Here is a 26,612-nt window from a genome sequence, read left to right as displayed (position 1 = left end):
CGCCTCGAGCTCGGCGCGCCGGGCTTCGACCTCGTCACGGTCGGCGTCGGCGGCACCGACGAACCCGTGGCGCTCAGCGGCGGCATCCACCCTGACGTGTCGGTCGAGCTCGGGCCGGTCCCGTTCAGCGTCGTGGTCCGCCATCCGCTGCTCGTGCCGGTCGAGCGGGTGCCCGGCGCGAACGGCGTCGACGAGTTCGTCCCGGTCACCGGCGCCGACGGCGTGTCCGTCGACATCGACAGCGGCACGCTCGGATGGTCCTCGAACGGCATGCAGGTCGACGCGTCGGTCGTCGTGACGGTGCCGCCGTTCGAGATCGGCGGCACCGGCCTCGTGGTCGGGCTCGACGAGGCACGGTTCGTGCTGCGCGAGGCGGACTGGATCCCCGAGATCGGGTCGGTCGGCTTCGACAGCAGCTTCCGCGGGGTGTACGCCGAGGCGGCGACCGTGTATTGGCTGCACCAGCTCCAGCTCGACGGTGCCGACCTGCCGGGCGTCCGGCTCGACTTCGAGCGGGTCGCCGTCGGCACGCCGGGGGTCAGCTTCGACGTCACGCAGAGCTGGGAGGTCGCCGTCGATCCGCAGGGTCGCCTGGGCGACGACACCGAGCTGCTCGGCTCGCTGTTCTCGTGGCAGGTCGCGATCGAGAGCGCGACCGGCTCGGTGCGGGCCAACCTGCCCGAGTCGTTCGCGGTCACCGCCGTGCTCGACGTGCCGTTCTTCGACGCGCTGTTCGAGGCGACGTTCGGCCTCGCCTACCGGTACGACGACGTCGACGACGACGAGTACGACGTGTCGCTCCGACTGGCCAAGCGCGGCGACGATCCGCTCGCGGTCTCGTTTCCCGGGGTCGACCTCACGGTGCGATCGTTCGAGGCGAGCGGCGTGATCAGCGACGACGGGTTCGCCATCGACGGTCTCACGAGCCTCGTCGCCGACCTCGCCGGGTTCACGATCGACGTCGCATCGGCGCGGGCGGCCTTCCGGCACGTCGGCGGCCACGATCGGGTCGAGGTCGAGTTGGTCGACGTCGAGCTCGGCCAGCTGGGCACGGTCGACCGCGCCGAGCTCCTCGTCGCCGGGCATCGCGTCGACGACCCCGACGACGCCGGTGGTGACGATGGTGACGGCGGCTACTTGCTCGACGAGGTCGCGATCGCGGCCGAGTTCCGGTGGGACGAGATCTCACATCTCATCCCGATCGACGACTTCGACATCGACATCCCCGACGACGGCCACATCGCGGCGACGATCACGTGGCGATCGACCGAGACCGACACCGGCACCGACACGCAGGTCGTCGTCGAGCTGCGCACCGGCGTGTCGCACCTCGACGACCTCTGGTCGTTCCTGCCCGACGACTTCCGCCCCGAGGCCGTCGACATCGAATCGTTCTTCCGCCTGACGTATCGATCCGTCGACGCGTTCACCGGCGGCGCCTCCACCGCCGACACCGACGTCGAGATCGAGCTCAGCGCCAAGGTCAGGCTGCGCCTGCCGCCCGGGCTCGCCGATCTCGCGATCCCGGGCTTCGACCTGCTCGACGTGACGGCCGGCGACGACGAGGGGATCATCGCCGCCGAGTTCGTCGCGAGCTACGTCTCCGAGGACGACGACACGTCGTTCTCGAGCGGTCTGCAGCTGGAGGACGTGATCGGTGTCGAGGTCGACCTTCCCGGTGGCCGGGCCGCCGAGCCGTTCGTCGCCACCCAGCTCACCAAGGCCGGCCTCACGCTCGGATCCGACGACGGCGACGTGAGCGCAGGGATGCTCTTCGAGGGCGAGTTCGCCTTCCGCCCGTTCGTGCCGGCCGCGTTCCCGTTCGCTGCACAGCTGCAGGGACTGCTGCACGGCGTCGGTCTCGACGACGTCGTCGGACGCGCCGCGCTCGAGCTCTCGTTGGCCGACGACGACTGGTGGGTGGCGCTGCGCGGCGAGTTCGACTCGTTCGGTGTGTCGCTCGACGTGTTCGACGTGATGAGCGCACTTGCGTCCGGCGGCGAGGGTGGTGGCAACGACATCGACATCGACTTCGAGATCGGCTTCAGCCTGATCGGGTTCGAGGTCGCGTTCGGCACGGCACCACCGGGTGCCGACGGTGACGACGCCGATGACGGGTTGTCGTTCCGGTTCGATCTCACCCTCGAGTGCCGGATGACGGGGCTGCCGCCGCTGCGGGCGCGGATCCGGCTCTCCGACGAGGAGTTCTCGCTCGGCCTCACCGACGTCATGATCCCGCTCGAGATCCCTGAGTACCCGATCGGCGTCGCCGACCTCGAGCGGCTGCGCGGCACCGGGACGAACTGGACGGGCGCCAACCTCGAGACGTTCGTCGGCGAGATCGACGTCGACATCGCCGACCTCGAGGCCGCTCCGCCCGACGGCGATCCGTTCGAGCGCGCCAAGGACGTCGCTGCGCTCGAACTGAAGAAGGCGCTGCTGCAGATCGTGATGGCGATCCACGACAAGGTCGGGCCCGGCGGTGCGACCACATACGAGAGCCTCGTCGTCGCCGACACGGCGATCCACGAGACGGTGCTCGGCCTCCTGCACGTCGACACGACGCTGCGGCTCCACTTCCCGTCCATCCAGTTGCGGATCCCGTTCGACGACCCGTCCGGCATCGCGCTCGAGGGCACCGGCCGCATCACCGGGTTCGGCGACGACGACCCGTTCAAGCCGATCGAGAACTTCTCGCTGACGCTGGGGCTGTCGAGCGAGTACGTCTATGCCCGGCTCGAGTCGTTCGGCGACCCGATCCCGCTGCCGTCGTTCGGGACTCGCTACGACGACGGCTCGATCGCCATCAAGAGCCTCGGCGTCGGGTACGGCTACAACAAGAACTCGTTCGCCTTCGACTTCGAGGGCGAGCTCGTGATGCCGTCCGCGCTCGTCGAGGACGCGGACACCTCCGACGTCATCGGGGCCGGCGTACGGCTCCCGCGCTTCAACAGCGTGTTCTTCAAGCTCGACACGATGGTGATCACGGTCGGCAAGGTCACGCTCGTCATCCCCGTGCCGCAGTTCGACATCGATCTGCGCTCGCCCGGATCGCTGCCGCTGGTGTCCAGCCCGACCGGCCGCGACCGGCCGTACTGGGACGGGCTCGAGGTGATCGCCCACGGGGTCGTCCACGCCGACGTCAAGCGCATCGCGTTCTCGCCGTTCTTCGGGCTCTTCATCCTCCCGAACGCCCGATTCGACGGCGATCTCGACATCGGGACCGAGACCGACGGGATGACGCTGATCGTCGACGAGCTCCTGGTCCTGTTCGGCATGTTCGCCGGCAGCGCCGGCCTGATGCCGGTCTACTTCCTCGCCGATCCGACCCAGCCGTACTTCGACAACATCGCCGCCAACCTGCGCGTCGCCGGGTTCGAGATCAACTTCACGATGCAGCGGCCCTTCCCGAGCCCGTCACCGCTCGCAGCGATCGAGGCGTTCGGGCTGCTCAGCAACCCGATGATGCAGATCGACCCCGACGGCGCACTCGCGAACACGATCCGCTTCACGCTCGACAAGGCCTACCTGCGCGTCCCCGAACACGTCGTCGAGATGTTCCCCGCGATCGGCGGCATCGTCGAGAAGCAGTACGGCTTCACCCTCAACCTCGAGACGTTGATCTCGATGGTGCAGGCGGTCGCCGGCGCTGCGGGTCCGGTGATCGACGGCGTGCGCGGTGCCGCCGAGCAGGGCATCGGCTCCTTCACGACCGCCGTCTCCGACCCCGATGCCTTCGACCCGTGGCGCCTCGTCGCCCAGCTCCCACCCGAGCTCCGCAAGTTCCGGACCGCCGGGCAGCTCGCCGGCTTCTCGGCCAGCGCCTGCTTCGTGCTGGCCACCGACGCCGAGGCCAGGGCGTCACTCGAACAGCCCGACGCCGCGGCCGCCGCGTCCTCCGCGTCCTCTGCGTCCTCCGAGGGCGTCGCCCTCGCACCGTCGCGGCTCGACGGCCGTCGCCTGGTCGCCGCCGACGAGTCGGTCTCGCTGTTCCGCGGGATCGAGTTCCGCCAGTTCACCGTCGACGACCTCGACCTCGAACCCGACAGCGGCCCTGCTCCCGTCCTCGGCGGCGGCGACGGTTCCGGCGCCGTGTTCGTCGGCGCCAGGGTGCGGGTGCTCGGCAAGCAGCGGCTGCGGTTCCTCGGCCGCATGTACGGCAACGGGTCGTTCGCCCTCGTTGCTTCGGCGAGTGCCGCACCGCTCGAACTGAGCGTCTTCGGCCTGCGGGTGCCGATCGTGCTCGCCGGCGACGGGCGCATCTGGCTCGTCGGTAGCCAGCAGCGCAGTGGCTACTCGGGCCGGGTCCAGGCGGAGGGTTGGATCGACTGGGCGCCGATCCCGTCCGTCGTCCGCCTCGAGGTCGGCTCGGCGAAGACGCCGGCACGGCTGGCGCTGTTCAGCGACGGCCGCTTCGAGCTCGCCGCCGGCGCCACGGTCACGCTCTTCGATGGCGCGGCGGCGATCACCGGGTCGGCGCGGGTCACCAATGAGCTGGCGGCGTTCGCCGGCCGGCTCGCCTACGCGCCGATGCCGGCGACCGGCCGCTTCCCGAGCTTGATCGAGCTCCACATCGACGGCGCCGGCCACGTCGCCGCCGGCGGTTCCGCACCGGGTGCTCGGTCGGGCGACGGGTCGGTCGCGTTCGCCGGTCGCGGCACGGTGACCGTGCTCGGCGAGACGTTCGCCGAGGTCGAGGTCCGCGTCGCCGACCGCTTCGCGTCGTTCGAACTGATGCTCGGCAAGCAGGGCGGTTCGGGTTCCCCGCTCGTCACCGCGTTCCCCGTGCTCGAGTCGGTCGACGTCGCGATGCGGATCAAGGGCGAGGTCGACCTGCGCCGTGCCTCGCGGCCCGCCTTCACGCTCGAGGGTGAGGGACGGCTCGGCGTGCTCGGCGCCGAGATCGTCGGTGCCGGTGCGATCCGGGCGCTGCCCGCGAGCTCGGGTGGCGCGTCGCACGATCGCTTCGAGCTGGCGATGCGCGGCGACCTGTACTGGCACGGTCGCAAGTGGCTGGGTGGGCACGTGCGCGTCGGGAGCGAGGGTCTCGCGATCGGCGGCAGCGCCAACATCGGGCTCGAGATCACGCCGGGCGAGATCCCGGGGACAGGTGTCGACGTGGCCCATCTCTTCCTCGAGCTGCAGATCGACGCCGACTTCTCGGTCGACGTCACGGGGCAGCAGGCGAGCTTCATGTTCCGCGGCGCCTGGACGCTCGGCGCCGGGCTCCCCGGGTCCGGCAACGCCGAGAACCGTCAGATCCTGCCGTTGGCGAGCAGCGAGTTCGTGTTCGACAGCTCGATCTCGACGAACGTCACCCTCCTCGACTTCGACGGCTTCGCGCTGCTCCCCATCGGCGACATCCAGCTGCCCGTGCCGGTGGTGACGGTCGACCCGGCCGAAGGGGCCAAGACCATGGTCAAGGCCGGCACGAAGAAGGACTCCGACGACGTGCCGCTCGTGCAGTTCTGGACGCCGTTCTCCAACGTCGGCATCGAGGGCGAGTTCCCCTTCGCGTACGTCGGCAGCCGGCGGTTCGAGAGCGGCGCGAAGAAGGTCTACGACGCGTACGACATCTCGGTGTCGTTCGAGGAGGCGACGCTACCGGTCCAGGATCTCGCCGACCTGCGGATCGTGCTGAGCCTGGACGACAGCGACGGCGCGTTCCCGCTGCGCCTGCTGCTCGAATCGGGCTCGCAGCAGCGAGTGGTAACGTTCTGAGCCAAGAAAACAGACTGACTCGCAGTAGCGCCGCCACAACGGCCGATCCGCAGTAGTCGCTCGAACGGGGTGCAACGACGGTTGCATGCAGGTCGTGCTGCCTCCGGCGGTGGTCACTTCGACCACCATCTTTCCCGGGGCACGGTCGGGCGTATCGAACCGGACGGCCCGGCGCGGCGTGAGGCTGGGCGTTCGTCCCAGATGGAGCGAGCCGGGGTTCACCCGGTGCGGGTTGAAAGGATGTCGGAGGGCCGGTGCGTACGCCGGCCCTCTTCCCGTTCCCGGGTCGGTTCGTGGGCCGGGTCGGCTGCTGGTGGTTCGGTCGGGTCGGCGGTCAGTTGGCGGCGAGGCGGCGGCGGGAGTGGCGCTCCTGGACGCGCTCGGCGACGCGGGCGGCGAAGCCGCTGACGATCACACCGGTGACGGTCACCGCCGGCACGATGATCGCCGGATCGATCAGGCGATCGGTGAGCAATCCGGTGAGCGACTCCATGCCCATATCGTCGATGACGCGGGCCCCGGATTCGATGGGGCGCGCGGGCGTCTCCGAGGTGGGGTTATCCCAACCGTGCTCGCAAGTAGGGCCTTCCGGCCGTTCCGGCGAACCGCCCGGGTGGGGTACGTTCGATCGCGGGTTCAAGAGGAGGGAGAGGGACATGCGTGTCTCACGGACCTTGCCACTACTCGCAGCGTTGGCGCTCGTCGCAGGAGCGTGCGGCGACGACGACGGCGGCGAGGCCTCCGAGGACTTCCAGATCGGGATGATCCTCGTCGGCCCGCAGAACGACACCGGCTGGTCGCAGGCCCACTTCGAAGCCGGCGAGTACGTGATGGAGGAGCTCGGCCTGCCAGCGGAGAACCTGATCGTGCTCGACAAGGTCAACACCTCCGACCGACCCGAGACCACGATCGACTCGGTCGTCACCGACATGATCGATCAGGGCGCCGACCTGATCTTCGCCACGTCCGACGACATGAAGGACGGCATCGCCGAGGCGGCCGCCAACAACCCCGAGGTGCCGATGATCTGGTCGACCGGCGACAGCGCCTGGGACCAGGGCAAGGCGTACCGCGAGGATCTCGAGAACCTCGGCAACGTGATGGGCCAGATGGAGTTCGGCAAGATGATCGCCGGCTGCGCCGCGGCCCTCACCACCGAGACCGGGCGCCTCTCGTACCTGGGCCCGCTGATCAACGACGAGACCCGCCGGCTCGTCAACTCGGCGTACCTCGGTGCGACGCACTGCTGGACCGAGGTGCTCGGCAACAGTGCCGACGACCTCGCGTTCGAGGTGAAGTGGATCGGCTTCTGGTTCAACATCCCCGGGTTCACGCTCGACCCGACACAGGTGACCAACGAGTTCCTGGCCGCCGGCTCCGACGTGATCATCTCGGGGATCGACACCACCGAGGCGCTCGTCCGCGCGGGGCAGGAGTCCGACGCCGGCGAAGCGGTGTGGGCCGTGCCGTACGACTTCGAGGACGCCTGCAGCGAGGCGCCCAGCGTGTGCCTCGGCGTGCCCTACTTCAACTGGGGTCCCTCGTACCTCGACATCGCTCAGTCGGTCATCGACGACGACTTCGAGGCCGGATGGGAGTGGGTCGGCCCCAACTGGGACGATCTCAACGACCGCGACACGAGCGCGATCGGGTGGTTGAACGGCGACGGGCTCGCCGGTGACGACGCCGAACAGCTCGGCCTGTTCATCGACGACCTCGGCAGCGGCGAGATCAACCTCTGGGCCGGTCCGCTGACGTACCAGGACGGCTCGACGTTCGTCGAGGACGGCGAGACGGCGTCCGACTTCGAGGTCTGGTACACCGAACAGCTCCTGGAGGGCATCGAGGGCGCCAGCGCCCCCGAGTGACGACGCAGCGTTACAGAAGGTGTCAGACACCCTCTGTAACGTGCTGCCGACACCATGAGCCTCGAGCTGCGCGACATCCACAAGGCGTTCGGCCCGGTTCGGGCGAACGACGGGGTCACGCTGACGGTCGAGGCCGGCGAGCTGCACGGGCTGCTCGGCGAGAACGGCGCCGGCAAGTCGACGCTGATGAAGGTGCTGTCCGGCTTCATCGAGGCCGACCACGGCACCGTCACGCTGCACGGCGAGCGGCTCGAGCTGCGCTCGCCGCGCGATGCCGTGCAGGCGGGTGTCGGCATGCTCCACCAGGACCCGCTCGTGTTCGGACCGTTCTCGGTGCTCGACAACTTCCTGCTCGGCAGCCCCGGCCGGCTCCGGCTCGACCGCAAGGCCGGTGCCGGAGCCCTACGGCAGGCCTGCGACCGCTACGGCTTCTCGTTCGACCCCAACACGCTCGCCCAGACGCTCACGGTCGGTGAGCGCCAACAGTTGGAGATCGCCCGGCTGATCTGGCTCGGCGCCCGCGTCCTGATCCTCGACGAGCCGACCACCGGGATCTCGGCGTCGCAGCGCGAGAAGCTGTTCGAGGTGCTCAGGCTCCTCGCCGAGGACGGGCTGATCGTCATCTTCGTCTCCCACAAGCTGGAGGAGATCGAGCAGCTGTGCGACCGGGTCACCGTGATGCGCGCCGGCCAGGTGGTCGGCGACTGCGAGATGCCGACACCGACCGAGCAGCTCGTCGAGATGATGTTCGGGCAGGTGTTCGTCGAGGGCGATCGCTCGCCGATCGACCTCGGCAGCGTGGCACTCGAGCTCGACCGGGTCACCCTCTCCGAGCGCTTGGTGCGAGTCCCCGAGCTGACGATGCGGGTGCACGAGGGCGAGGTGCTCGGCCTGGCCGGGCTGGAGGGGTCGGGCCAGCGCACGCTCCTGAAGGCCTGCACCGGCCTCCTGCGGCCCGAGAGCGGGTCGATCCGTCTCGCCGGCGCCGACCTCGCCGGCCGGAGCTACCGCGAGCACCGCGATGCCGGCGTGCACTATCTGCCGGCGGGGCGCCTCGAGGAGGGTCTCGTCGCCGGGCTCACCCTCACCGAGCACTTCGAGCTGGCGAGCGGCCGCCGATCGTTCTTCGTCGACTGGGGCAAGGCCGAGGCGGAGGCGGCTCACGACATCGACGCCCACTTCATCAAGGGCGTCCCCGACTCGACCGCCGAGTCGCTGTCGGGCGGCAACCAGCAGCGGCTGCTGCTGGCGATGATGCCCGACGACATCCGTCTGCTGCTGATGGAACACCCGACCCGCGGTCTCGACATCGAGTCGGCCGAATGGGTGTGGGAGCAGATCCTCGCCCGCCGCGGGACCGGCACCGCGATCGTGTTCGCGTCGGCCGATCTCGACGAGTTGCTGCGATACGCCGATCGCATCGCGGTCTTCTTCGACGGACGCGTGATCGGCGTCGTCGACGCCGCGGCCTCCGGTGTCGACGAGCTCGGCCATCTGATCGGTGGCAGTGAGGTGGTGACGTGATCGAGCGGTTCGAGCGGCTGCGCGTGCCTGCCGTGTCGGTCGCCCTGGCCCTCGCCGCGACGGTGTTGTTGCTGCTCGCCGTCGACGCCCCGCCGCTCGACGCATTCCGCCAGCTGTGGGAGGGATCGCTGGGACGCAGCAACAAGATCCCCGCCACCTTGATCACGTGGGTGCCGCTCACGATCGCGGCGGCCGGCCTGCTCGTCACGTTCCAGGCCGGTATGTGGAACATCGGCGTCGAGGGCCAGATCGTCATGGGCGCGATCGGCTCGTCATGGGTGGTCCGCGAGGTCAGTGGCCCGCCGGTCGTCGTGATCACGTTGGCGTTCTTCGGCGGGATGGCCTTCGGAGTCGGCTGGGCGCTGATCCCCGGCGGGCTGCGTGCCAAGTTCGGCGTGCACGAGATCTTCTCGGGCGTGGCGCTGTTCTTCGTCGCGAGCGCAATCGCCGTCTACCTGATCATCGGGCCCTGGTCGCGGGAGGGCATCGCCTCGACGTCGGGCACCGACCTGTTCGACGAGCGGTACTGGCTGCCGACCGCCAACGACTACTCGTGGTTGGCGATCGCGCTCGCCGTTGCGTCGGTGGCCGTCGTGTACGTGCTGTTGCGCGGCACCCGGTACGGCCTGCGCCTCAAGGCCGTCGGTCACAACCCCGAGAGCGCGGCCCTGCTCGGCATCCCGACGGGCCGGTACATGCTGTCGGCGTTCGCCGCGTGTGGTGCCCTCGCCGGCATCGCCGGCACCGTGCAGGCGATCGGCTTCCAGCACAAGCTCGTGCCGTCGATCTCGGGTGGCTACGGCTTCCTCGGCATCCTCGTCGTGCTGCTCGCCGCGTTCCGGGCGCCGCTGACCGCACCGATCGCGCTCTTCTTCGCAGCGATGCTGGTCGGTAGCACGCAGCTCTCGCTGCGCCTCGACATCGATTCGTCGCTCGCCGGCGTGATGCAGGGGATGCTGGTGCTGTTCATCCTGCTCGTCGGCGGCTGGCAGGCCCGTCGCACCCGGATGGCGGGAGGAGGCTGACGTGGACGTGCTCGCCGGCATCATCGCCGCCGCCGCCCCGCTCGTGTACGCCACCATCGGCGAGACGATCAGCGAGAAGGCCGGCGTCGTCAACCTCAGCCTCGACGGGTCGATCCTGCTGTCGGCCATGGTCGGCTTCGCGGCCGCGTTCACGAGCGGCAGCGTCGTCGTCGGGTTCCTGGCGGCGATCGGCGTCTCGATGGCGGTCGCCGCGCTCGTGGCGTTCGCATCGATCGAACTGCGCCTCAACCAGATCGCCGTCGGCTTCGTGCTGTTCCTGCTCGCCCGCCAGCTCGCCCTCTTCCTCGGCGACTCCTACGTCGGCGAGCCCGGACCCAAGGTGCCGGCGTGGGACATCCCGCTGCTCGCCGACATCCCGGTCGCCGGCACGCTGTTCTTCCAGCACAACCTGTCGGTCTACGGCAGCTTCGTCGTGGTCGTCCTCGCCTACTGGTACATCTACCGCACGCGCCGAGGGCTCGAGCTGCAGGGAGTCGGCGAGCGGCCCGAGGCCGCGTTCGCGCGCGGCGTGCCGGTCAACCGGCTGCGGTACGTCTACACGATCGTCGGCGGCGGTCTGGTCGGCCTGGCGGGCGCCGCTGTCTCGCTCGACCAGATCGCCGGGTGGCGCGAGAACCTGACGACCAACCTCGGCTGGATCGCGCTCGCGTTCGTGATCTTCGGGGGGTGGCACCCGTTCCGCGTCGCGCTGGCCTGCTACCTCTACCGGGGCCTGCTCTACGTCGCCGGCGAGTTCCAGGTGCAGTTCCCCGACTGGGTCCAGGTGCTGACCCAGCTCCCGTTCCTGCTGATGATCCTCGCGATCACCCTGATCAACACCGAGTGGTTCCACCGCCTCGGCGACCGCTTCCCTCGCTGGCGCAACTTCCTCGCGAGCAACGCGCCGTCGGGGAGCGGCACCGCCTTCGTGCGCGAGTAGGGCCTCGTCAGACGACCGGGACCGTGCGCAGCTCGTCGAGCCAGGCCGCCTTCGCCTCGTCGGGTGCGAAGCTCGCCTCGATCGAGTTGGCGGCGAGGGTGACGAGGTCGTCACGGGTCAGCCCGAGCGCCTCCGCGGTCTGCACGTAGTTGTCGCCGACGTAGCCGCCGAAGTACGCCGGGTCGTCGGAGTTGATGGTGACCTTCACGCCGCGATCCATCATCCGCTTCAGGTTGTGGTCCTCGAGCCGGGCGAACCCGCCGAGTGCCACGTTCGAGAGCGGGCACATCGTCAGCGGCATCTGGTCGGTCGCCAGGCGCGCCACCAGCTCGGCATCTGGTTCGGCCTTCACGCCGTGGTCGATCCGCTCGACGCGCAGCACGTCGAGCGCAGCCCACACGTACTCGGGTGGGCCTTCCTCGCCGGCATGGGCGACGGTGTGCAGCTGATGGCGACGAGCCAGCTCGAACACCGGGAGGAAGTCAGCCGGGGGATGATCGATCTCGGAGCTGTCGAGGCCGACCGCGAGCAGCACGTCGTGGTACGGCGCCGACTCGGCGAACGTCTCGATCGCCGACTCGACCGGCATGTGGCGGAGGAACGACATGATCAGCCCGCACGAGATGCCCAGCTCGGCCTCGGCGCGTTCGATCGCGCCGAGGAAGCCGGGCATGAACGCGTCGAAGTCGACGCCACGCTCGAGGTGGGTCTGCGGGTCGAACATGATCTCGGCGCGACGCACACCGTCGGCGTGCGCACGATGCAGGTAGGCGGTCATCAGGTCGTCGAAGTCCTGCTGCTCGCACAGCACCGAGGCGCCGGCGTAGTAGATGTCGAGGAACGACTGCAGGTCGGTGAACGAGTACGCCGCGCGGACGTCGTCGACGCTCGAGTAGGGCAGCCGCACACCGTTGCGCTCGGCCAGCTCGAACATCAGCTCGGGCTCGAGCGTGCCCTCGATGTGAACGTGCAGTTCGGCCTTCGGGAGGCCGCGGACGAAGTGGTCGAGCGAACTCATCCGCCCTATTGAACCGCGCGCCGCGAGAGCGGGGAAGTGCCGAACGGCCCTGCGTGCCGCCGGTCCGTCTCTGACTCAGTTGCGCGGCAGCACGTCGGCGACGACGTCGTAGGTCTTCCACTCGGGCACCAGTGGTTCGTGGCCCTCGCGGGGCACGTACTCGGACACGCGATCGCCCTGGTGGATGTACCGACCACAGTTGGGGAACAGCCGGCCGACCGTCACGACGATCACGGCCTGGGCGCCGTGGTGAGCGGCGACGTCGGACGGATCGGAGCTGACGCGCGCCGTGCCGTGGACCCGCAGCCGCCACGGCCGCGCGGTGTCGACGAACAGCAGCCCGACGCGGCCGGTGTCGGCGATGTTGCCCATCGACCGCATCATCCCGTTGCCGTCGTAGCTCGGGATCCGGAGCTCGGTCCGCCCGACGACCTGGACGAAGCCCGGGTCGCCGCCCTTGTAGGAGACGTCGGGCCACCCCTGCGCGTCGACGGTCGACAGCCACACCGTCGACTGCGCGCCGATCAGCTCGATGTCGTCGTCGGTGAGCTCGGTGTGGACGGTCAGGTCGGCGAGGCGATCCGCCAGCCGGCGCGAGTCGAACCTGTCCTGGAGGGCGCGGGCGCCCTCGCCGTACAGGTCACCGACGTGTTCGGTCATCGGACCAGCGTCGCACAACGCTCACCGGAGTGCCCGTGTGAACGCGCCGAGCGCCTGCTCGACCTCGTCGACGGTGGTCTGCCAGCTGGTGACGAGGCGGATCAGGCCCGGCGCGATCCGGTAGAAGAGCAGGCCGGCCTCCTCCAGCCGTGTCGCGACGTCGTCGGCGACCTGCGCGAACAGCATGTTGACGTCGGGGCGGTTGACGAAACCGATGCCGAGCTCGCGCAGCCCGCGCGCGAGCTGCGCCATGCGCTCGTTCGAGTTCGCCGCCAGCCGCAGCCAGAGGTCGTCGTCGAGGTAGGCGAGGAGCTGAGCCGACTGGAAGCGCATCTTCGAGGTCACGTGTCCCGACCGCTTCGTCCGGTACACGAGCTCGTCGGACGCCCGGTCGTCGAACGACACGATCACCTCCGACGAGAGCGCCCCGTTCTTGGTGGCGCCCAGCGTCAGCACGTCGACGCCGGCCCGCCACGTGATCTCGGCCGGCGAGCAGCCGAGCGACACGATCGCGTTGGCGATTCGAGCGCCGTCCATGTGGACGCTCAGCCCACGGCCCCGGACCGCTTCGCCGAGGGCGGCGACCTCGGCGACGGGATATACCGTGCCCATGTCGGTCGGCTGCGTCAGCGACAGCACCGACGGCTGCGAGTGGTGCGGATCACCCCACCGCACCGAGTCGAGGGCGGCCGAGACGGTGTCGGCCGACACCCGGAAGTCGGGCCCCGGGACGCCGCGCATCACGGCGCCGCCGCCGAGCAGCGACGTCGCGCCGCCCTCGCTGTTGAGGATGTGGGCGGTCTCGTGGCAGAGCACCGCCCCCCACGGCGGGCACAGCGCCGACAGCGCCAGAGAGTTGCCAGCGGTGCCGCTGGTGACCGGGAAGACCCGGGCCGACTCGTGCTCGAACACCTCGCGCACGCGCCGCTGGAGCGACGCGGTGAGCGCGTCGTCGCCGTAGGCGATCGCCGTGCCGACGTTCGCCCCGACCATCGCCTCGACGATCGCTGGTGCCACACCCGCCGCGTTGTCGGATCGGAGCTCGATCGCGTGCACGACGGGGTTCTAGCAGCGTGACGCGCCCGGCCCGCCGTCGGTCACGCCGGGCGGCGGCGACGGCGCTCGGGGCGACGGTTCCAGAATCGGGTGACGGACGTGCGTCCTTCGTTGTGCAATCGGGTGGAGATGCGTACTTCGTCGATGTGTTCCGACCACATGGTCGTGCTCCTTCTCGGTGCCGGCGACGGGGGGTGGGCCGGACACCCACTTCAACGATCCAGGGTGCCCGGCGATTCCCGGAACTACCCCGTATGCAGGGGTGACAGTCGTCACCACGCTGGTCGCCATGCTCGTCGCCGGCGATCGATCGGAGCCGGTCAGCGGCGTTCCCGGACGCCCTGGTCGTAGGCGCTGATGACGGCCAGGACGGCCATCGCCGCGACGGCGCTGACCCCGATGATCGTCACCCCGTGGAGGTGCATGTCGGTCGCCCCGGGGTTGCGGAAGCCCGGGCCGACGGGGTTGTCGCCGAGCTCGAACAGCACGCTGACCGCCAGCCAGATGGCGGGCAGCGCACCCCCGACGGCGACGCCGAGCCCCCATCGACGCACCGAGAGGAACCCGACGGTGCCGGTGATCGCGAGCATCGCGAGCTGGACCAGCCGGGTGACGAGGAGCATCGCCGGCGGCTCGCCCGGGGCGTCGACGACGTACCAGTTGTCGCTGAACACGGCCAGGCTCTCGGGGATCAGCGGCCCTGCGGCGGCCACGACGCCCGCCAATGCGCCGAGCGCCGCGATCCACGGATTGAGACCCGGCCGCCGGTCGTCGAGCGCGTCGTTGATCGCGGCGAAGAAGAGCACGACGCCCAGCGCGCCGGCGACGAGCAGCATCCAGTAGCCGAGGTCGCGGGTGATCGTGAGCGTGAACGGTTCCTCGGTGGGGATGCGGGCGAACTCGTGCGCGGCGTCGATCGGGATCTGCGCGAGGCCGATCGTGAGTGCGCTGACGCCGGCGAACGCCAACCCGGCCCCGCCCGCCAGCCCGGCACCCCAGTGCCAGTGGAATCCGGCTGCGATGCCGCCGACCACCATCATCAGCACGGCCAGCAGGCCGGCGATCGCGAGGTTGTCGGCGAGATCGTCGACGATCCACGTGCCGGTCCGGAAGCCGAACGGCACGTCGCCGGTCGGGTCGAGACGCGTGTCGCTGGTGACCGACAGCACGTTGGCGAACAGGCTGACGAGGGTGACGATGCCGGTGCCGATGCCGATCAGGGTCACGGCGCCGAACCGGAAGCGCTGGCGGGCGGGTGGCGGCGCCACGACCGCCGGCATCTCGGCGGTCGCCGTCGGTGTGGCCGCGATCGGGCCGGTCGGAGGGGCGTCGGCGGCGGGTGGCGGCGTCTCCGTCGGCGTCGTGGTCTCGGCCTCGACCGAGTCCATCCACACCTCGGTGATCGGCTCGGTCGACGGCAGGTCGCCGGTCGTGACGCCCTGCGCGGGCATGCTGCCGGTCGCGGCCCAGACCGGGTCGGCCTCGCCCCATCCGGCATCGTCGTCGACGATTGCCGGCGCTTCGCCGTCGGGCTCGGGTGCGGCAGTTGGCCGACTCGCCTGGATCGGGACCGGCTCGGTCGGCAGGGGCTCGGACACCGGCGACGCCTGCGGTGTCGTCGACACCGGCGAGACCGGCGAGACCGGTGTCGGCGACGTCGGCGACGAGGTCGGCGTCGCGGCCGGTGTGCCGTGCTCGGGGGTCGTGTCGGTCTCCGGGGTGGTGGCGTCGCCGGACGGGGTGGTCGCGAGGACCTCGGTGGTGTCGGTCGCGTCCTCGAGCGAGGCGCCGCATCCGGTGCAGAAGCGATCGCCGGGTTGCACCGCCCTCCCGCACTGGTGACACACCATGCGATGCGATCCTATTCGCCCAGCTCACGGCCCACCCGCCGATTCATCCACTCGTCACGGAACCGAGACGTGGGCGGGCAGGTGCGAGTCGGCACCGGATCGAGAGGAGACGAGCCGGCACCGAGCCGATGCGCCGGACCCGAGTCGCCACGACGATCGGCGCCGGCTCACAGATCGAGGCGACGCAGCTGCGATGCGATGTAGGGGCGGGCCCTCCGCTGGCCGCCGCGCTCGGCGATCGCCGCCTGTAGCGACCGGAGCGCCGAGACGATCGCGCCGCGGTTGGGCTCCCATCCACGCCGGTCGCACTCGTCGAACCACTCGCCCGGCGTGCGGTGGCCCCGCTCGCCGTTGCAGCGCCGGCAGGCGGCGAGCTCGTTCTCGACCCAGCTCGGCCCCCCTTTGATCCGTGGCACGAGGTGCTCGGTGGTCGCTGCCACCAGGCCCACCTCGAGCGGCCGGCGGCACCACACGCACTCGGCGCCGTCGCGTTCGAGGATGATCGCCATCCGCTCGCGGCGATTCAGCTGTCGTCGGCTGCGCACGCCACCAGAATGGACGCATGGCAGGTCGCTTCGCACCTTCACCGACGGGTGAGCTGCATCTCGGCAACCTGCGCACCGCGCTGGTCGCCTGGCTGGCCGCGCGCAGCACCGGTCGCGACTACCTCGTCCGCATGGAGGACCTCGATCGGGTCACGTCGGCCGCCGAGCACGAGCAACGCCAGCTCGACGACCTCGCCGCGCTGGGCCTCGACTGGGACGGGCCGGTACTGCGCCAGAGCGACCGGTTCGACCTGTACCGGGTCGAGATCGACCGGCTCGTCGACGGCGGCTTCGTCTACCACTGCTACTGCAGCCGGCGTGAGATCCGGGCCGAGATCGAGGCGGCCGCCAGCGCACCTCACGTCCATCTGCCCGACGGCGCGTACCCGGGCACCTGCCGCGATCTCACCCGAGCCGATCGCGCCGAACGTGAAGCGGCAGGCCGGCGCCCGGCGATCCGACTGCGAACCGACGGTCAGGTGGTCGCGGTCGAGGACCGGGTGGTCGGCCGATACGAGGGTGCCGTCGACGACGTCGTGCTCGCTCGGGCCGACGGCGTGCCGGCGTACAACCTCGCCGTCGTCATCGACGACGCCGCGCAGGGCGTCTCGCAGGTGGTCCGCGGCGACGATCTGCTGACGTCGACGCCGCGCCAGATCCTGCTCCAGCGGCTGCTCGACCTGCCGACACCGGAGTACCTCCACGTGCCGCTCGTGCACGGCGACGAGGGCCGGCGTCTCGCGAAACGCGACGGCGCCGTCACCATCGGCGAGTTGCAGGAGGAGGGCTGGGCCGTCGCCGACGTCGTCTCGGTGCTCGCCCGCTCGCTCGGCCTGGCCACACCCGGTGAGCGGGTGACGGCCGACCGGCTCGTCGATCGCTTCGACCCGACGACGATGCTGAGGGACCCGACTCGGCTGTCGGACCTGCAGCGATGAGTGTCGATCGTTTCGACCCGACGACGATGCCCGGGGACGTGACCCGGCTGTCGGACCTGCAACGATGAGTGTCGATCGTTTCGACCCGACGACGATGCCGAGGGACCCGACCCGGCTGTCGGACCTGCAGCGATGAGTGTCGATCGTTTCGACCCGACCCGGCTGTCGGACCTGCAACGATGAGTGCGGTGACCGAGCCGGAGTACCAGCACGACGACCTCGACCGCATCCTCGGCTACCGGGACGCGATCGACGCAGCGGGTGGCGACGATCCCGACGATCCCGACGGTCCGGACGAAGTGGCCGACGAGCTGTACCTGCTCCCGTTCTGGACGCCCGGGTTCTGCGCGACGGTGATCCGTGCCGCCGAACTGGTCGGTGGCTTCGACCCCGACCCCGCCGACCCGGTCCCCGGCCACGAGGTCTCGCTGGCCTCGATCAGCCCGGCGCTGTTCGGCGCCGTCCAGGACGACGTCGGGGCTCGCATCTGGCCCCGACTCCAGCGTGTGTGGCCGCTGATCGAGTACCAGGGGCTCCGGGACGCCTTCGTCATCCGGTACGTCGCCGGTGAGCAGGAGTCGCTTCGGCTCCATCAGGACGTCGCCCAGGTCTCTGCCAGCGTGCGCCTCAACGACGGCTACGACGGCGCCGAGCTCACGTTCCCGCGCCAGGACTACGACAACGCCCACCAGCCGGTCGGCAGCCTCCTAACCTGGCCGTCGCTGGTCACCCACCCGCACGAGGCCGCGCCGCTGCGCTCGGGCGTCAAGTACGCCCTGACGATCTGGTGTGAGCTGCCGGGCGGCGTCGACGTCTTCTGAACGGGCCGAATCCCGGGATTCCGGGAAGAACGGGAAGTTCGGCGAGCCGGACCGGGTTCCAGGAGCCATGCCGGGACCGGACGCGAAATTGTCGCGGATTCATGGCCATGTGACGGTCGCGCGGCGTCGCGCTTCGATAGCGTTGGGGGCCGTATGCAGGTGAAAGGTGGGTTGCTCCTCGCCGCAGCAGCGGCCGTGGTCCTCCCTGCCTGCGCGACCACGTCGCTGGCCAGCACGCCGGTCCAGCCGAAGGTCGTCGTCCCGACCACCACCACGGTGGCGCCGACGACGGTGCCCGTCGAGACGACGCCGTCGACCGAGGCGTCGACCACCACCGAGGCAACGACGCCCGAGACCACCGAGCCGGCCCCGGTCGAGACCGCGCCGCCGCCCACCACCGTGCCGCCGCGGCTCGTCGACCCCGTCGATCCACCGCTCGCCGCGGTGGGTACCAGCAGCGGCGCCGATACCGAACGGCTGCAGTGGCGCCTGCTCGAGCTCGGCTTCTGGGTCGAGGAGGCCGACGGTGGCTACGACATCACCACCCGCCAGGCGGTGATGGCGTTCCAGAAGTACTACGGGCTGACGACCGACGGCTCGTTCGGGCCCGAGACGGCGGCCGCCATGTCGGCGGTGACCGAGCGGCCGCACGCCCGGGCCGACGCCGGCACGCTGATCGAGATCGACAAGGGCGAACAGCTGCTGTACTTCATCATCGACGGCCAGGCCGAGTGGATCCTCAACGCGTCCAGCGGCAGCGAGATCCCGTACGAGGAGCCCGACCAGAACACCCCCGGCGAGATCCAGCGCGGCGACTCGGTCACCCGCAACGGGCTGCACGAGGTCTACCGCGAGCGAGCGGAAGGCTGGTGGGAGGGCGACCTCGGCGAGATCTACCGGCCCAAGTACTTCACCGGCGGCATCGCCGTGCACGGCTCCAACAACGTGCCCGACTACCCCGCCTCGCACGGCTGCGTGCGGGTCAGCGTCCCTGCGATGGACTGGATCTGGGAAGCGGGCCTGATGCCGCTCGACACCCCGGTCTGGGTCCACGAGGGCAAGACGGCCTGAGGGTCCTCGACCGGGCCTCACCGGACCGGCCAGGCCGGCTCCGCCTGCCCCCGCACGTCAGCGTGACTCGAGCAGCTGCTTGAGGTCGGCCAGGTCCTGCGTCATCGCCCGCTTCATCGCCCTGGCGACGAACGGCGCCGCGAGCTTACCGAACCCCCTCGGCTCGCCGTGGTTGCGCAGGGCCATGTGGGTCTTCGTGTCGCTGAGCGGCCGCCACGTGTACACCGTGTTCATCGGGAACGGGCCCCCGGCGGTGCGCATCGCCACCTGCTCGCCCGGCGTGAACTCGACGACCTCGTACGTGTAGACGAGGTCACGGCCGAGGAACCTCGCCCGGAAGGTGATCTTCGAGCCGAGCGTGATCGGCGGCTCGGTCTGCCACTCGGCCGACTCGATGCGGCGGTACCACTCGGGTGCGTTCGACGGATCGCCGACGTAGTCGGCGACCTCGTCGATCGGCCGCTCGATCACCGCGGTCGCCAGCACGTTCACCCCCATGCCGCGACCGTACCGGCCAGACGGTCGCCGAGAAAGTGCGTCCAGCCACGGGCGTGGCTCTCGATCAGGGCGATCGGCAGACCGGTGTGGCGGAGCGTGAGCGTGGTCGTGCCGTCGCCTGGCTCGATGCGGACCTCCACGGTCGACGAACCCGGGGCGAGCTCGTGGCCCTCCCAGCCGAACGTGAACACCACCAGCCGGGGTTCGACCAGCTCGACGAACGCGCCACGCATCACGTGACCGGCGTCGACCTCGATGTGGATCGCGCCGCCCGGGCGCGGGTCGACCTCGATCGCCCGGCCCCACCACGCCGACAGGCCGTCGGCTGTCGTCCACATCTCGAACACCGCCGCCGGGCTGGCGTCGATGCTGATCGTGTGCTCGAGGGTGATCACCGGCCGCGCCCTCGCTCGTTCGTCTCGACGGCGTGCTTGAGCCGCTGCAGCCGGTCGGACCACATCTCGTCGATGAACCGCACCACCGGCGCCAGCCCGGCGAGGTCGGCGCGATACAACCGGTGAGTGCCCTTCGGCCTGACCGAGACGAGCCCGGCGTCGTGCAGCACCCGCAGATGCTGGGAGACGGCCGGCCGGGTCATCTCGGGGAACGCCGCCGCGAGCTCGCCGGCGCTGCGCTCGTCGTCGCGAACGAGGCGGAGGATCCGGAGTCGCGTGCCGTCCGCCAGCGCCTGGGCGACACGTTCCGGTGCGACGGTCGCGCTTGACATGTAAGCATTCTCTTACAAAGATGGCGGGCCTCGCAAGTCCGCTCGTCGTGGGTCGGGCGAGCAGAAGGAGGTCAGTCGTCATGGAACATGCGGTCGTCACCCGCGAGGAATGGCTCGCTCGGCGCACCGAGCTGCTCGCCGCCGAGAAGGAGCTCACCAAGCAGAAGGACGAGCTGGCGGCGCAGCGTCGGCAGCTGCCGTGGGTCCGCGTCGACGCCGACTACGTGTTCGAGGGCGAGGACGGGCCGACGACGCTGCTCGACCTGTTCGACGGCCACGGCCAACTCGTCGTCTACCACTTCATGTTCGGTGCCGATTGGGAGGAGGGCTGCCCGAGCTGCTCGTTCTGGGCCGACAACTACGACGGCATCGGCGTCCACCTCGCCCACCGCGACACCGCGCTCGCGGCGGTCTCGAACGGACCGCTCGATCGGCTGCTCTCGTACCGTGAGCGCATGGGCTGGTCGTTCCCGTGGGTGTCGGCGGCCGGCACGACGTTCAACGCCGACTTCGCCGTCGCCGACTCGATGACCTACAACTTCCAGCCCGTCGACGAGCCGATCGGTGAGTTGCCCGGTCTGAGCGTGTTCGTCCGCGAGGGCGACGACGTCTTCCACACCTACAGCGCATATGCCCGCGGTCTCGACGTGTTCAACAGCGCCTACCAGCTGCTCGACATGACCCCGAAGGGCCGCGACGAGGACGATCTGCCGTGGTCGATGGCGTGGCTCCGCCGCCACGATCAGTACGAGGACTGACCCGCTCGACCACCCGGGCCCGGCTCCCCGAGGTCGCCGCCGTCGACTCGTGGCAGACTGGCCACGGGCGCCCGGACGCGCCCGTGCATCCATCGACACGAAAGGCGCCTTGCCACGATGACGACTCCTCAGGAACTCGACGCCGCCGTTGCCGGCCAGACCGTCGTCAAGCGATTCCTCGCGAACCTCGAACGGAACGGCGAGACCGAGGTCGTCCGCTGGCAGGACGCCGACGGTGAGTGGCACGGCGAGACGCTCGCCGAGCTCGCCGACACCGCTGCCCGCCTCACGACCGCGCTGCGCGAGCACGGCATCGGCAAGGGCGACCGCGTCGTCCTCATGATGCGCAACCGGCCCGAATTCCACGCCATCGATCTCGCCGTGCTGCTGTGCGGGGCCACGCCCGTGTCGATCTACAACTCGTCGGCGCCCGAGCAGGTCGAGTACCTCGTCAACCACTGCAAGGCGAAGATGGCGATCGTCGAGGACGACGGCTTCCTCGCTCGCTTCGACGCAGTGCGCGATCAGCTCCCGACGATCGAGCAGACGGTGATCATCGAGCCGTCCGCCGACACGGACGATTCGATCGTGCGGTACGCCGACCTGCTCGCCGCCGAGCCGGCCGACCTCGCTGCGGCTGCCGAGGTGGGCGACCCCACCGATCTCGCCACCATCATCTACACATCGGGCACGACGGGCCCACCGAAGGGCGTCATGCTCAGCAACCGCAACGTGTGCTGGACGCTCGAGTCCGTCGGCCGCTCGATGCGCGAGCAGGCCCAGATCGACGACCTCGCCGGGATGCGCCACGTGTCCTACCTGCCGATGGCCCACGTCATGGAGCGGCTGCTCGGCCACTACTACCTGCTCGAGTTCGCGACCCAGGTGAACTGCTGCCCCGACACCGCGCAGATCGCCGCGGTCGCCAGCCAGGTGCACCCGCACTTCTTCATCGGCGTGCCGCGGGTCTGGGAGAAGATGCACGCCGGTGTCGCGGCGGTGCTCGCCGCCGATCCCGAGAAGGAGAAGGCGTTCAACGACGGCCTGGCTGCGGCAGCGCCGATCGCCGACAAGATCGCCGCCGGCACGGCGACCGAGGAGGAGCGTCAGACGTACGAGTTCCTCGACGCGGTCGCGTTCAGCACCGTGAAGGGCCTGCTCGGTCTCGACCAGGCAGTGATCTGCATCAGCGGCGCAGCCCCGCTGTCCGCCGACGTGATGTCGTGGTTCCGCACGATCGGCGTGCCGCTCAGCGAGGGCTACGGCATGTCGGAGACGACCGCGGTGCTGTCGTGGTCGCACGCGGCCAAGCCGGGCTACGTCGGCCGGCCCGCCACCGGCGTCGAGATGAAGCTCGGCGACGACGGCGAGGTCCTGGCCCGCGGCGGCAACATGTTCGAGGGCTACCTCGACGCGCCCGACAAGACCGCCGACACCGTCGACGCCGACGGCTGGGTGCACACGGGCGACATCGGCGAGATCGACGACGACGGCTATCTCAAGATCGTCGACCGCAAGAAGGAGCTGATCATCACGGCCGGCGGCAAGAACATCAGCCCCGCCAACCTCGAGGCGGCGCTGAAGAGCATCCCGCTCGTCGGTCAGGCGTGCGCGATCGGCGAACAGCGGCCGTTCGTGTCGGCACTCGTCGTGCTCGACCCCGACGCATCGGCGGCGTGGGCCGCCGCCCGCGGGCTCAGCGGGCCCGAGGCCTCGATGGAGGCGCTCGCGCAGCATCCCGACGTGATCGCCGAGATCAACGACGGCCTCGTCGCTGCGATGTCGACGTTCAACCAGGCCGAGTCCGTCAAGAAGGTCACCGTGCTCGGCGAGGAGTGGCTCCCCGACAGCGACGTGCTGACCCCGACCTCGAAGCTGAAGCGGCGTGGCATCCTCACCCGCTTCGCCGACGAGATCGAGGCGATGTACGCCGGCTGAGCGGCGACGACTCCGAAGGGGCGATCATGAAGCAGCTGAGTGGCCTCGACGCGGCGTTCCTCTACATGGAGACGCCGACCACGTACGGGCACGTGAACGGGCTGGCGATCTACCAACGCCCGAGCCCCGACTTCGACCCGTTCCAGACCGTCTACGAGCGCTTCGGCTCGCTGGTCGGCCACATCGAGCCGCTCCGCCGACGGGTGGTCGAGGTGCCGTTCGGGCTCGACCATCCGTACTGGTTCGACGACCCGCACTTCGACCTCGACTTCCACGTTCGTCAGATCGGGCTGGCACCGCCCGGCGCTGCCGATCAGCTCGCCGAGCAGGTCGCCCGCATCGTGGGCCGGCCGATGGATCGCCGCCATCCGCTGTGGGAGGTCTACGTCATCGAGGGTCTGGGTGACGGCCGCTGGGCGATGCTCACGAAGTTCCACCACGCCACGATCGACGGCGCCGCCGGTGTGATCATGCTCCGGATGTTCACCGACCTGACCCCCGACGCGCCGTGGCAGTTCGAGCCCGTCGAATGGGAGGGCGAGACGCTGCCGACCGACACCGAGATGCTGCGGCACACGATGTCGAACCTCGCGGCCAACCCGGTCAAGGCGGCGCGACTCAACCTCCGCCTCGTCCGCAACCTCGCCGACGCGGCAGGGCTCAACAGTCTGAGCGGGATCGCTTCGCGTGGCCGCGATCTGATCACCAGCGCGGTGGGCCGGTCCGAGCAGGCCGAGGCCGTCGGCGAGCAGGTCCGGCGCGTCTCGCTCCCGATCACGCCCGCACCGCCGACGCCGTGGAACAAGAGCGTCGGCCCGCACCGGCGGTTTGCGATGCGCTCGACGTCGCTGTCGAACATCAAGCGGCTCAAGGACGCCACCGGTGGCACCGTCAACGACGTCGTCATGGCGATCTGCGCCGGTGCGCTGCGCGAGTACCTCCTGCGCCACGACGCGCTGCCGGATGCACCGCTGCGGGCGATGGTGCCGGTGTCGATCCGCACCGGCCTCGAGGAGGACCCCTGGACCAACCGCGTCTCGTCGATCGTGGCTGTGCTCCCGACCGATTGCGACCACCCCGTCGAGCGCGTGCTTCGCTGCCAGGGCGCCATGGAGGACGCCAAGCACCAGCTCGACCTGGTGCCGGCCGACACGCTGACCCGTGCGACCGAGGCGACGTCGCCGGTCGTCGCCACCGCCGCGGTCCGGCTGATGGCGCGGCTCTCCGACCGGGTCAACCTGCCGGTCAATGTCGTGATCTCGAACGTGCCGGGCCCGCGCGAGCCGCTGTTCTTCGCCGGTGCCCAGATGGACCACTACGTCCCGGTCTCGACGATCGCCAACGGCATCGGCCTCAACATCACGGTGCACAGCTACGAGGACAAGCTCGACTTCGGTCTGGTCGCCGACCGGGACCTCATCCCTGACCTGTGGGACCTCGTCGACCTCCACGTGGCAGAGGTCGAGCGCCTCTTCGAGGCGACCGGCGCCGAGTGGGCGGTGCCGCCGAGCCCGCCCGAGGGTCGCCGCGGTGCGCCGACGCCGCCGACGTCGACCGCCAAGCCGGCCAAGGAGAAGCGGGCCACGAAGAAGTCGCAGGGGGCAAAGAAGTCGCAGGGCGCGAAGAACAAGCGGGCGAGCGTGACCGCCGGCAAGGCGGGCAAGGCCAAGGCCGGGAAAGCCGCCGAGCCCGGGAAGGCCGCCAAGCAGCGGGCCGCGGCAGGCTAACCGACCGTCAGCCGCGTCGGGTCATGCGTCGCCCGTGGCGACCGGTCGATCCGGGTCGGCCGACCAGTCGCTCCACGAGCCGGCGTAGAGGCGTGCCCGGCTGACACCGACGAGCGACATCGCGAGGAGGTTGTGACAGGCGGTGACACCGCTCCCGCAGTAGACGACCGGGCTCTCGCCGATACCGGCGAAGCGGGCCGCCAGCTGATCGAGCGGCAGGTGGGTGCCGTCGGCCCCGACGTTGTCGCCGTGGAACCGATGGATTGCGCCCGGGATGTGCCCGGCCCGCGGGTCGAGCGGCTCGACCTCGCCGCGGAAGCGTTCGGCCGCCCGTGAGTCGACGACGGTGGCGCCCAGTGCGACGCCCTCCGCCACCGCTTCGGCGTCGACCACGCCGGTCCAGCCGGGCGGCACCGGGTAGGTCGCCGGGGGTCGGTCGGTTCGATCGGCGGTCACCGGATGACCGGCGGCGACCCATGCCGGGAGCCCGCCGTCGAGCACCGACACGCGGCCGTGCCCGATCGACCGCAGCATCCACCACAGCCGGGAGGCCGTCGCCCCGCCCGCTGCGTCGTACGCGACGACGAAGTTGCTCGGCCCGATGCCGAGGCGACCGAGCAGCGCGGCGAACTCCTCGACGGTCGGAAGGGGATGGCGGCCGCCCTCGCCGTTCGGTCCGGGTGTTCCGGCGAGCTCGGTGTGGAGGTCGACGAAGACCGCACCCGGCAGGTGTGCCTCGTCGTAGTCGCGCCGGCCCTGCGCGTGGTCGGCGAGCGAGAACCGCACGTCGCAGACGACGAGCTGTGCGTCGTCGAGTTGGGTCGCGAGATCGTTGACCGAGATCAATGCCACGCAGCGACGCTAGCCGTCCACCGTCGTCTACGACCTCCCTCGGCCTCCAGCGGCCGTCCGCCGGCTCCCTGCCGGCCCTCTGCTGGAGGCTCGGAGCGGACCAGGGCCTTGATTCCCTGGCGTTCCGTCGCCCGAGGGGGGATGATCGGGGCATGGAGACCGACTCGATGCCCCGCGATCTCGAACCCGACGGCGACATCCGCGAGGACGAGCCGGTGATCGACGACGAACGTCAGGCCGATCCGTCGGACGAGGACGTCGACGAGCTCCCCGAGGAGCTCGACCTGCCGATCGAGGTGCCCGAAGCCGACGCGATCGAGCAGCAACGTTCGGTTCCCGTCGACGACACCGAGGAACGCTGAGCCCCGGCCCGGACCCGACGCCGGCCGATGGCACCCGATACGGTGCCGCGCCATGCAGGCCGCCGATGCGTACGAACCGATCATGGGACTCCGTCGGGGCGGCCGGGCGGTCATCCTCATGACGTATCGGGGCGATTGGTGACCGTACTGCTGTGCCCAGCTCGTGCGGCTGGGCGCCGAATCGGATCGCATCCACGCCGCCGGCGCCGAAGTGATCGCGATCAGCGTCGACGACGAGCAGCGTCAGGCCGGCATGTTCGAGCGCTGGCCGACGCCCAACGTGCTGTACGTGTCCGACCCCGGCGGTGAGCGGTACCTGCTACCGCTCGGCCTGTTCGACCCCGAGGAACGCGGCGGCATCGGCCGGCCGGGGATGATCGTGCTCGCGCCGGACGGTGCCGAGGTGTACCGGTACGACGGCCGTGACTTCGCCGATCGCACCACCGACGCCGAGGTCTACGCGGCGCTCGACGGCCTCGACCTGGACCCGATCGAGCCACCGCCGGGTGGCCCGTTCGGAGAGGTGCCCGGCGACCTGCGCGGGTTCTTCCGGCCCGACCACCTCGTCCCGTACTTCAAGGGCAACCGGTTCGGTGCGGTCGCGATCGCGGGCCGCACCGAGGACCGCACGTTCCGGGCCATCGCCCGCGAACACCGGGTGATGGCCGACGAGACCCTGGCCGCCTGGGACCGAGTCCGCGCCCGCTGACGTC

Annotated in this window: 23 protein-coding genes; 13 read left to right on the top strand and 10 right to left on the bottom strand. The window is 70.2% G+C overall.

Annotated features, from left to right (window positions below; genetic code table 11):
• Positions 1–96: 96 nt before the first annotated feature.
• A complete protein-coding gene (locus QNJ12_RS02510) occupies positions 97–5,721 on the top strand; it encodes a hypothetical protein (protein ID WP_300618409.1) in 5,625 nt (1,874 codons plus the stop codon).
• Positions 5,722–6,055: 334 nt separating this feature from the next.
• On the opposite strand, the gene QNJ12_RS02505 is transcribed toward QNJ12_RS02510, so the two are convergent.
• Positions 6,056–6,214, bottom strand: coding sequence for a hypothetical protein (locus QNJ12_RS02505; protein ID WP_300618407.1), 159 nt, complete (start codon positions 6,212–6,214; stop codon positions 6,056–6,058).
• 163 nt (positions 6,215–6,377) lie between these two features.
• Between QNJ12_RS02505 and QNJ12_RS02500 the strand changes: the two genes are divergently transcribed.
• The 4 genes from QNJ12_RS02500 to QNJ12_RS02485 are packed head-to-tail and all read left to right on the top strand — an operon-like array spanning position 6,378 to position 11,078.
• Complete coding sequence (locus QNJ12_RS02500) at positions 6,378–7,589, top strand: BMP family protein (protein WP_300618405.1); 1,212 nt, start codon at positions 6,378–6,380, stop codon at positions 7,587–7,589.
• Between the two features lie 54 nt (positions 7,590–7,643).
• Positions 7,644–9,113: an ABC transporter ATP-binding protein gene (locus QNJ12_RS02495; RefSeq protein ID WP_300618403.1), complete on the top strand. Its 1,470-nt coding sequence runs from the start codon at positions 7,644–7,646 to the stop codon at positions 9,111–9,113.
• Positions 9,110–10,138 carry an ABC transporter permease gene (locus QNJ12_RS02490; RefSeq protein ID WP_300618401.1) on the top strand — a complete coding sequence of 343 codons (1,029 nt, stop codon included), beginning with the start codon at positions 9,110–9,112 and terminating at the stop codon, positions 10,136–10,138. The genes QNJ12_RS02495 and QNJ12_RS02490 overlap by 4 nt, the downstream gene beginning before the upstream one ends.
• A gap of 1 nt (position 10,139) precedes the next feature.
• Entirely contained in the window at positions 10,140–11,078 is a 939-nt protein-coding gene (locus QNJ12_RS02485) for an ABC transporter permease (RefSeq protein ID WP_300618399.1), read from the top strand.
• A gap of 7 nt (positions 11,079–11,085) precedes the next feature.
• Here the strand turns inward: QNJ12_RS02485 and QNJ12_RS02480 are convergent, their stop codons facing one another.
• The 5 genes from QNJ12_RS02480 to QNJ12_RS02460 all read right to left on the bottom strand — a co-directional run bounded on the left by QNJ12_RS02480 (position 11,086) and on the right by QNJ12_RS02460 (position 16,207).
• Positions 11,086–12,096, bottom strand: a complete 1,011-nt coding sequence (locus QNJ12_RS02480; protein WP_300618397.1) for an adenosine deaminase — start codon at positions 12,094–12,096, stop codon at positions 11,086–11,088.
• Positions 12,097–12,171: 75 nt separating this feature from the next.
• A complete protein-coding gene (locus QNJ12_RS02475; protein ID WP_300618395.1) occupies positions 12,172–12,756 on the bottom strand; it encodes a pyridoxamine 5'-phosphate oxidase family protein in 585 nt (194 codons plus the stop codon).
• Positions 12,757–12,777: 21 nt separating this feature from the next.
• The gene (locus QNJ12_RS02470; protein WP_300618393.1) at positions 12,778–13,812 is read right to left on the bottom strand and encodes a low specificity L-threonine aldolase; all 1,035 of its coding nucleotides are present in this window, start codon (positions 13,810–13,812) and stop codon (positions 12,778–12,780) included.
• Positions 13,813–14,132: 320 nt separating this feature from the next.
• Positions 14,133–15,662 (bottom strand): zinc ribbon domain-containing protein, encoded by a 1,530-nt coding sequence (locus QNJ12_RS02465; protein ID WP_300618391.1) that lies wholly within the window; start codon positions 15,660–15,662, stop codon positions 14,133–14,135.
• A 167-nt stretch (positions 15,663–15,829) separates the two neighbouring features.
• A complete protein-coding gene (locus QNJ12_RS02460; RefSeq protein WP_300618389.1) occupies positions 15,830–16,207 on the bottom strand; it encodes an HNH endonuclease in 378 nt (125 codons plus the stop codon).
• 17 nt (positions 16,208–16,224) lie between these two features.
• On the opposite strand from QNJ12_RS02460, the gene gluQRS reads away from it, so the two are divergent.
• The 3 genes from gluQRS (at position 16,225) to QNJ12_RS02445 (ending at position 19,037) form a co-directional block, all read left to right on the top strand.
• Positions 16,225–17,145: a tRNA glutamyl-Q(34) synthetase GluQRS gene (gene gluQRS / locus QNJ12_RS02455; RefSeq protein ID WP_300618387.1), complete on the top strand. Its 921-nt coding sequence runs from the start codon at positions 16,225–16,227 to the stop codon at positions 17,143–17,145.
• 188 nt (positions 17,146–17,333) lie between these two features.
• On the top strand, positions 17,334–17,966 hold the full coding sequence (locus QNJ12_RS02450) for a 2OG-Fe(II) oxygenase (RefSeq protein ID WP_300618385.1): 633 nt from the start codon (positions 17,334–17,336) through the stop codon (positions 17,964–17,966).
• A 153-nt stretch (positions 17,967–18,119) separates the two neighbouring features.
• Positions 18,120–19,037, top strand: coding sequence for a L,D-transpeptidase family protein (locus tag QNJ12_RS02445; RefSeq protein WP_300618383.1), 918 nt, complete (start codon positions 18,120–18,122; stop codon positions 19,035–19,037).
• 57 nt (positions 19,038–19,094) lie between these two features.
• Here the strand turns inward: QNJ12_RS02445 and QNJ12_RS02440 are convergent, their stop codons facing one another.
• From QNJ12_RS02440 to QNJ12_RS02430, 3 genes are read right to left on the bottom strand one after another with little or no spacing between them, the layout of a single operon-like run.
• Complete coding sequence (locus tag QNJ12_RS02440) at positions 19,095–19,535, bottom strand: SRPBCC family protein (protein ID WP_300618381.1); 441 nt, start codon at positions 19,533–19,535, stop codon at positions 19,095–19,097.
• Positions 19,526–19,930, bottom strand: coding sequence for an SRPBCC domain-containing protein (locus QNJ12_RS02435; RefSeq protein ID WP_300618379.1), 405 nt, complete (start codon positions 19,928–19,930; stop codon positions 19,526–19,528). The genes QNJ12_RS02440 and QNJ12_RS02435 overlap by 10 nt, the downstream gene beginning before the upstream one ends.
• Positions 19,927–20,262, bottom strand: a complete 336-nt coding sequence (locus QNJ12_RS02430; RefSeq protein WP_300618377.1) for a helix-turn-helix transcriptional regulator — start codon at positions 20,260–20,262, stop codon at positions 19,927–19,929. Before QNJ12_RS02430 ends, QNJ12_RS02435 begins: the two co-directional genes overlap by 4 nt.
• A gap of 80 nt (positions 20,263–20,342) precedes the next feature.
• Between QNJ12_RS02430 and QNJ12_RS02425 the strand changes: the two genes are divergently transcribed.
• The 3 genes from QNJ12_RS02425 (at position 20,343) to QNJ12_RS02415 (ending at position 24,685) form a co-directional block, all read left to right on the top strand.
• The gene (locus QNJ12_RS02425) at positions 20,343–21,020 is read left to right on the top strand and encodes a DUF899 domain-containing protein (RefSeq protein ID WP_300618375.1); all 678 of its coding nucleotides are present in this window, start codon (positions 20,343–20,345) and stop codon (positions 21,018–21,020) included.
• Positions 21,021–21,137: 117 nt separating this feature from the next.
• Entirely contained in the window at positions 21,138–22,958 is a 1,821-nt protein-coding gene (locus QNJ12_RS02420; protein ID WP_300618373.1) for a long-chain fatty acid--CoA ligase, read from the top strand.
• Positions 22,959–22,984: 26 nt separating this feature from the next.
• A complete protein-coding gene (locus QNJ12_RS02415) occupies positions 22,985–24,685 on the top strand; it encodes a wax ester/triacylglycerol synthase family O-acyltransferase (RefSeq protein ID WP_300618371.1) in 1,701 nt (566 codons plus the stop codon).
• 21 nt (positions 24,686–24,706) lie between these two features.
• On the opposite strand, the gene QNJ12_RS02410 is transcribed toward QNJ12_RS02415, so the two are convergent.
• Positions 24,707–25,537: a sulfurtransferase gene (locus QNJ12_RS02410; protein ID WP_300618369.1), complete on the bottom strand. Its 831-nt coding sequence runs from the start codon at positions 25,535–25,537 to the stop codon at positions 24,707–24,709.
• 152 nt (positions 25,538–25,689) lie between these two features.
• Between QNJ12_RS02410 and QNJ12_RS02405 the strand changes: the two genes are divergently transcribed.
• Positions 25,690–25,899 (top strand): hypothetical protein, encoded by a 210-nt coding sequence (locus QNJ12_RS02405; protein ID WP_300618367.1) that lies wholly within the window; start codon positions 25,690–25,692, stop codon positions 25,897–25,899.
• Between the two features lie 163 nt (positions 25,900–26,062).
• Positions 26,063–26,608 carry a hypothetical protein gene (locus QNJ12_RS02400; protein WP_300618365.1) on the top strand — a complete coding sequence of 182 codons (546 nt, stop codon included), beginning with the start codon at positions 26,063–26,065 and terminating at the stop codon, positions 26,606–26,608.
• Positions 26,609–26,612 lie beyond the last annotated feature (4 nt).

Source organism: Ilumatobacter sp. (assembly GCF_030065885.1).
Classification (GTDB): domain Bacteria; phylum Actinomycetota; class Acidimicrobiia; order Acidimicrobiales; family Ilumatobacteraceae; genus Ilumatobacter.
The sequence above is the reverse complement of the archived record's forward strand: the minus strand, read 5'-3'. Positions and strand labels throughout refer to the sequence as shown.

Bases quoted from the DNA above. Each gene is read 5' to 3' on its own strand.
- QNJ12_RS02505 (WP_300618407.1), bottom strand. From the start codon at position 6,214: ATGGAGTCGCTCACCGGATTGCTCACCGATCGCCTGATCGATCCGGCG.
- QNJ12_RS02500 (WP_300618405.1), top strand. From the start codon at position 6,378: ATGCGTGTCTCACGGACCTTGCCACTACTCGCAGCGTTGGCGCTCGTC.
- QNJ12_RS02495 (WP_300618403.1), top strand. From the start codon at position 7,644: ATGAGCCTCGAGCTGCGCGACATCCACAAGGCGTTCGGCCCGGTTCGG.
- QNJ12_RS02480 (WP_300618397.1), bottom strand. From the start codon at position 12,096: ATGAGTTCGCTCGACCACTTCGTCCGCGGCCTCCCGAAGGCCGAACTG.
- QNJ12_RS02475 (WP_300618395.1), bottom strand. From the start codon at position 12,756: ATGACCGAACACGTCGGTGACCTGTACGGCGAGGGCGCCCGCGCCCTC.
- QNJ12_RS02465 (WP_300618391.1), bottom strand. From the start codon at position 15,662: ATGGTGTGTCACCAGTGCGGGAGGGCGGTGCAACCCGGCGATCGCTTC.
- gluQRS (WP_300618387.1), top strand. From the start codon at position 16,225: ATGGCAGGTCGCTTCGCACCTTCACCGACGGGTGAGCTGCATCTCGGC.
- QNJ12_RS02445 (WP_300618383.1), top strand. From the start codon at position 18,120: ATGCAGGTGAAAGGTGGGTTGCTCCTCGCCGCAGCAGCGGCCGTGGTC.
- QNJ12_RS02440 (WP_300618381.1), bottom strand. From the start codon at position 19,535: ATGGGGGTGAACGTGCTGGCGACCGCGGTGATCGAGCGGCCGATCGAC.
- QNJ12_RS02430 (WP_300618377.1), bottom strand. From the start codon at position 20,262: ATGTCAAGCGCGACCGTCGCACCGGAACGTGTCGCCCAGGCGCTGGCG.
- QNJ12_RS02425 (WP_300618375.1), top strand. From the start codon at position 20,343: ATGGAACATGCGGTCGTCACCCGCGAGGAATGGCTCGCTCGGCGCACC.
- QNJ12_RS02420 (WP_300618373.1), top strand. From the start codon at position 21,138: ATGACGACTCCTCAGGAACTCGACGCCGCCGTTGCCGGCCAGACCGTC.
- QNJ12_RS02415 (WP_300618371.1), top strand. From the start codon at position 22,985: ATGAAGCAGCTGAGTGGCCTCGACGCGGCGTTCCTCTACATGGAGACG.
- QNJ12_RS02405 (WP_300618367.1), top strand. From the start codon at position 25,690: ATGGAGACCGACTCGATGCCCCGCGATCTCGAACCCGACGGCGACATC.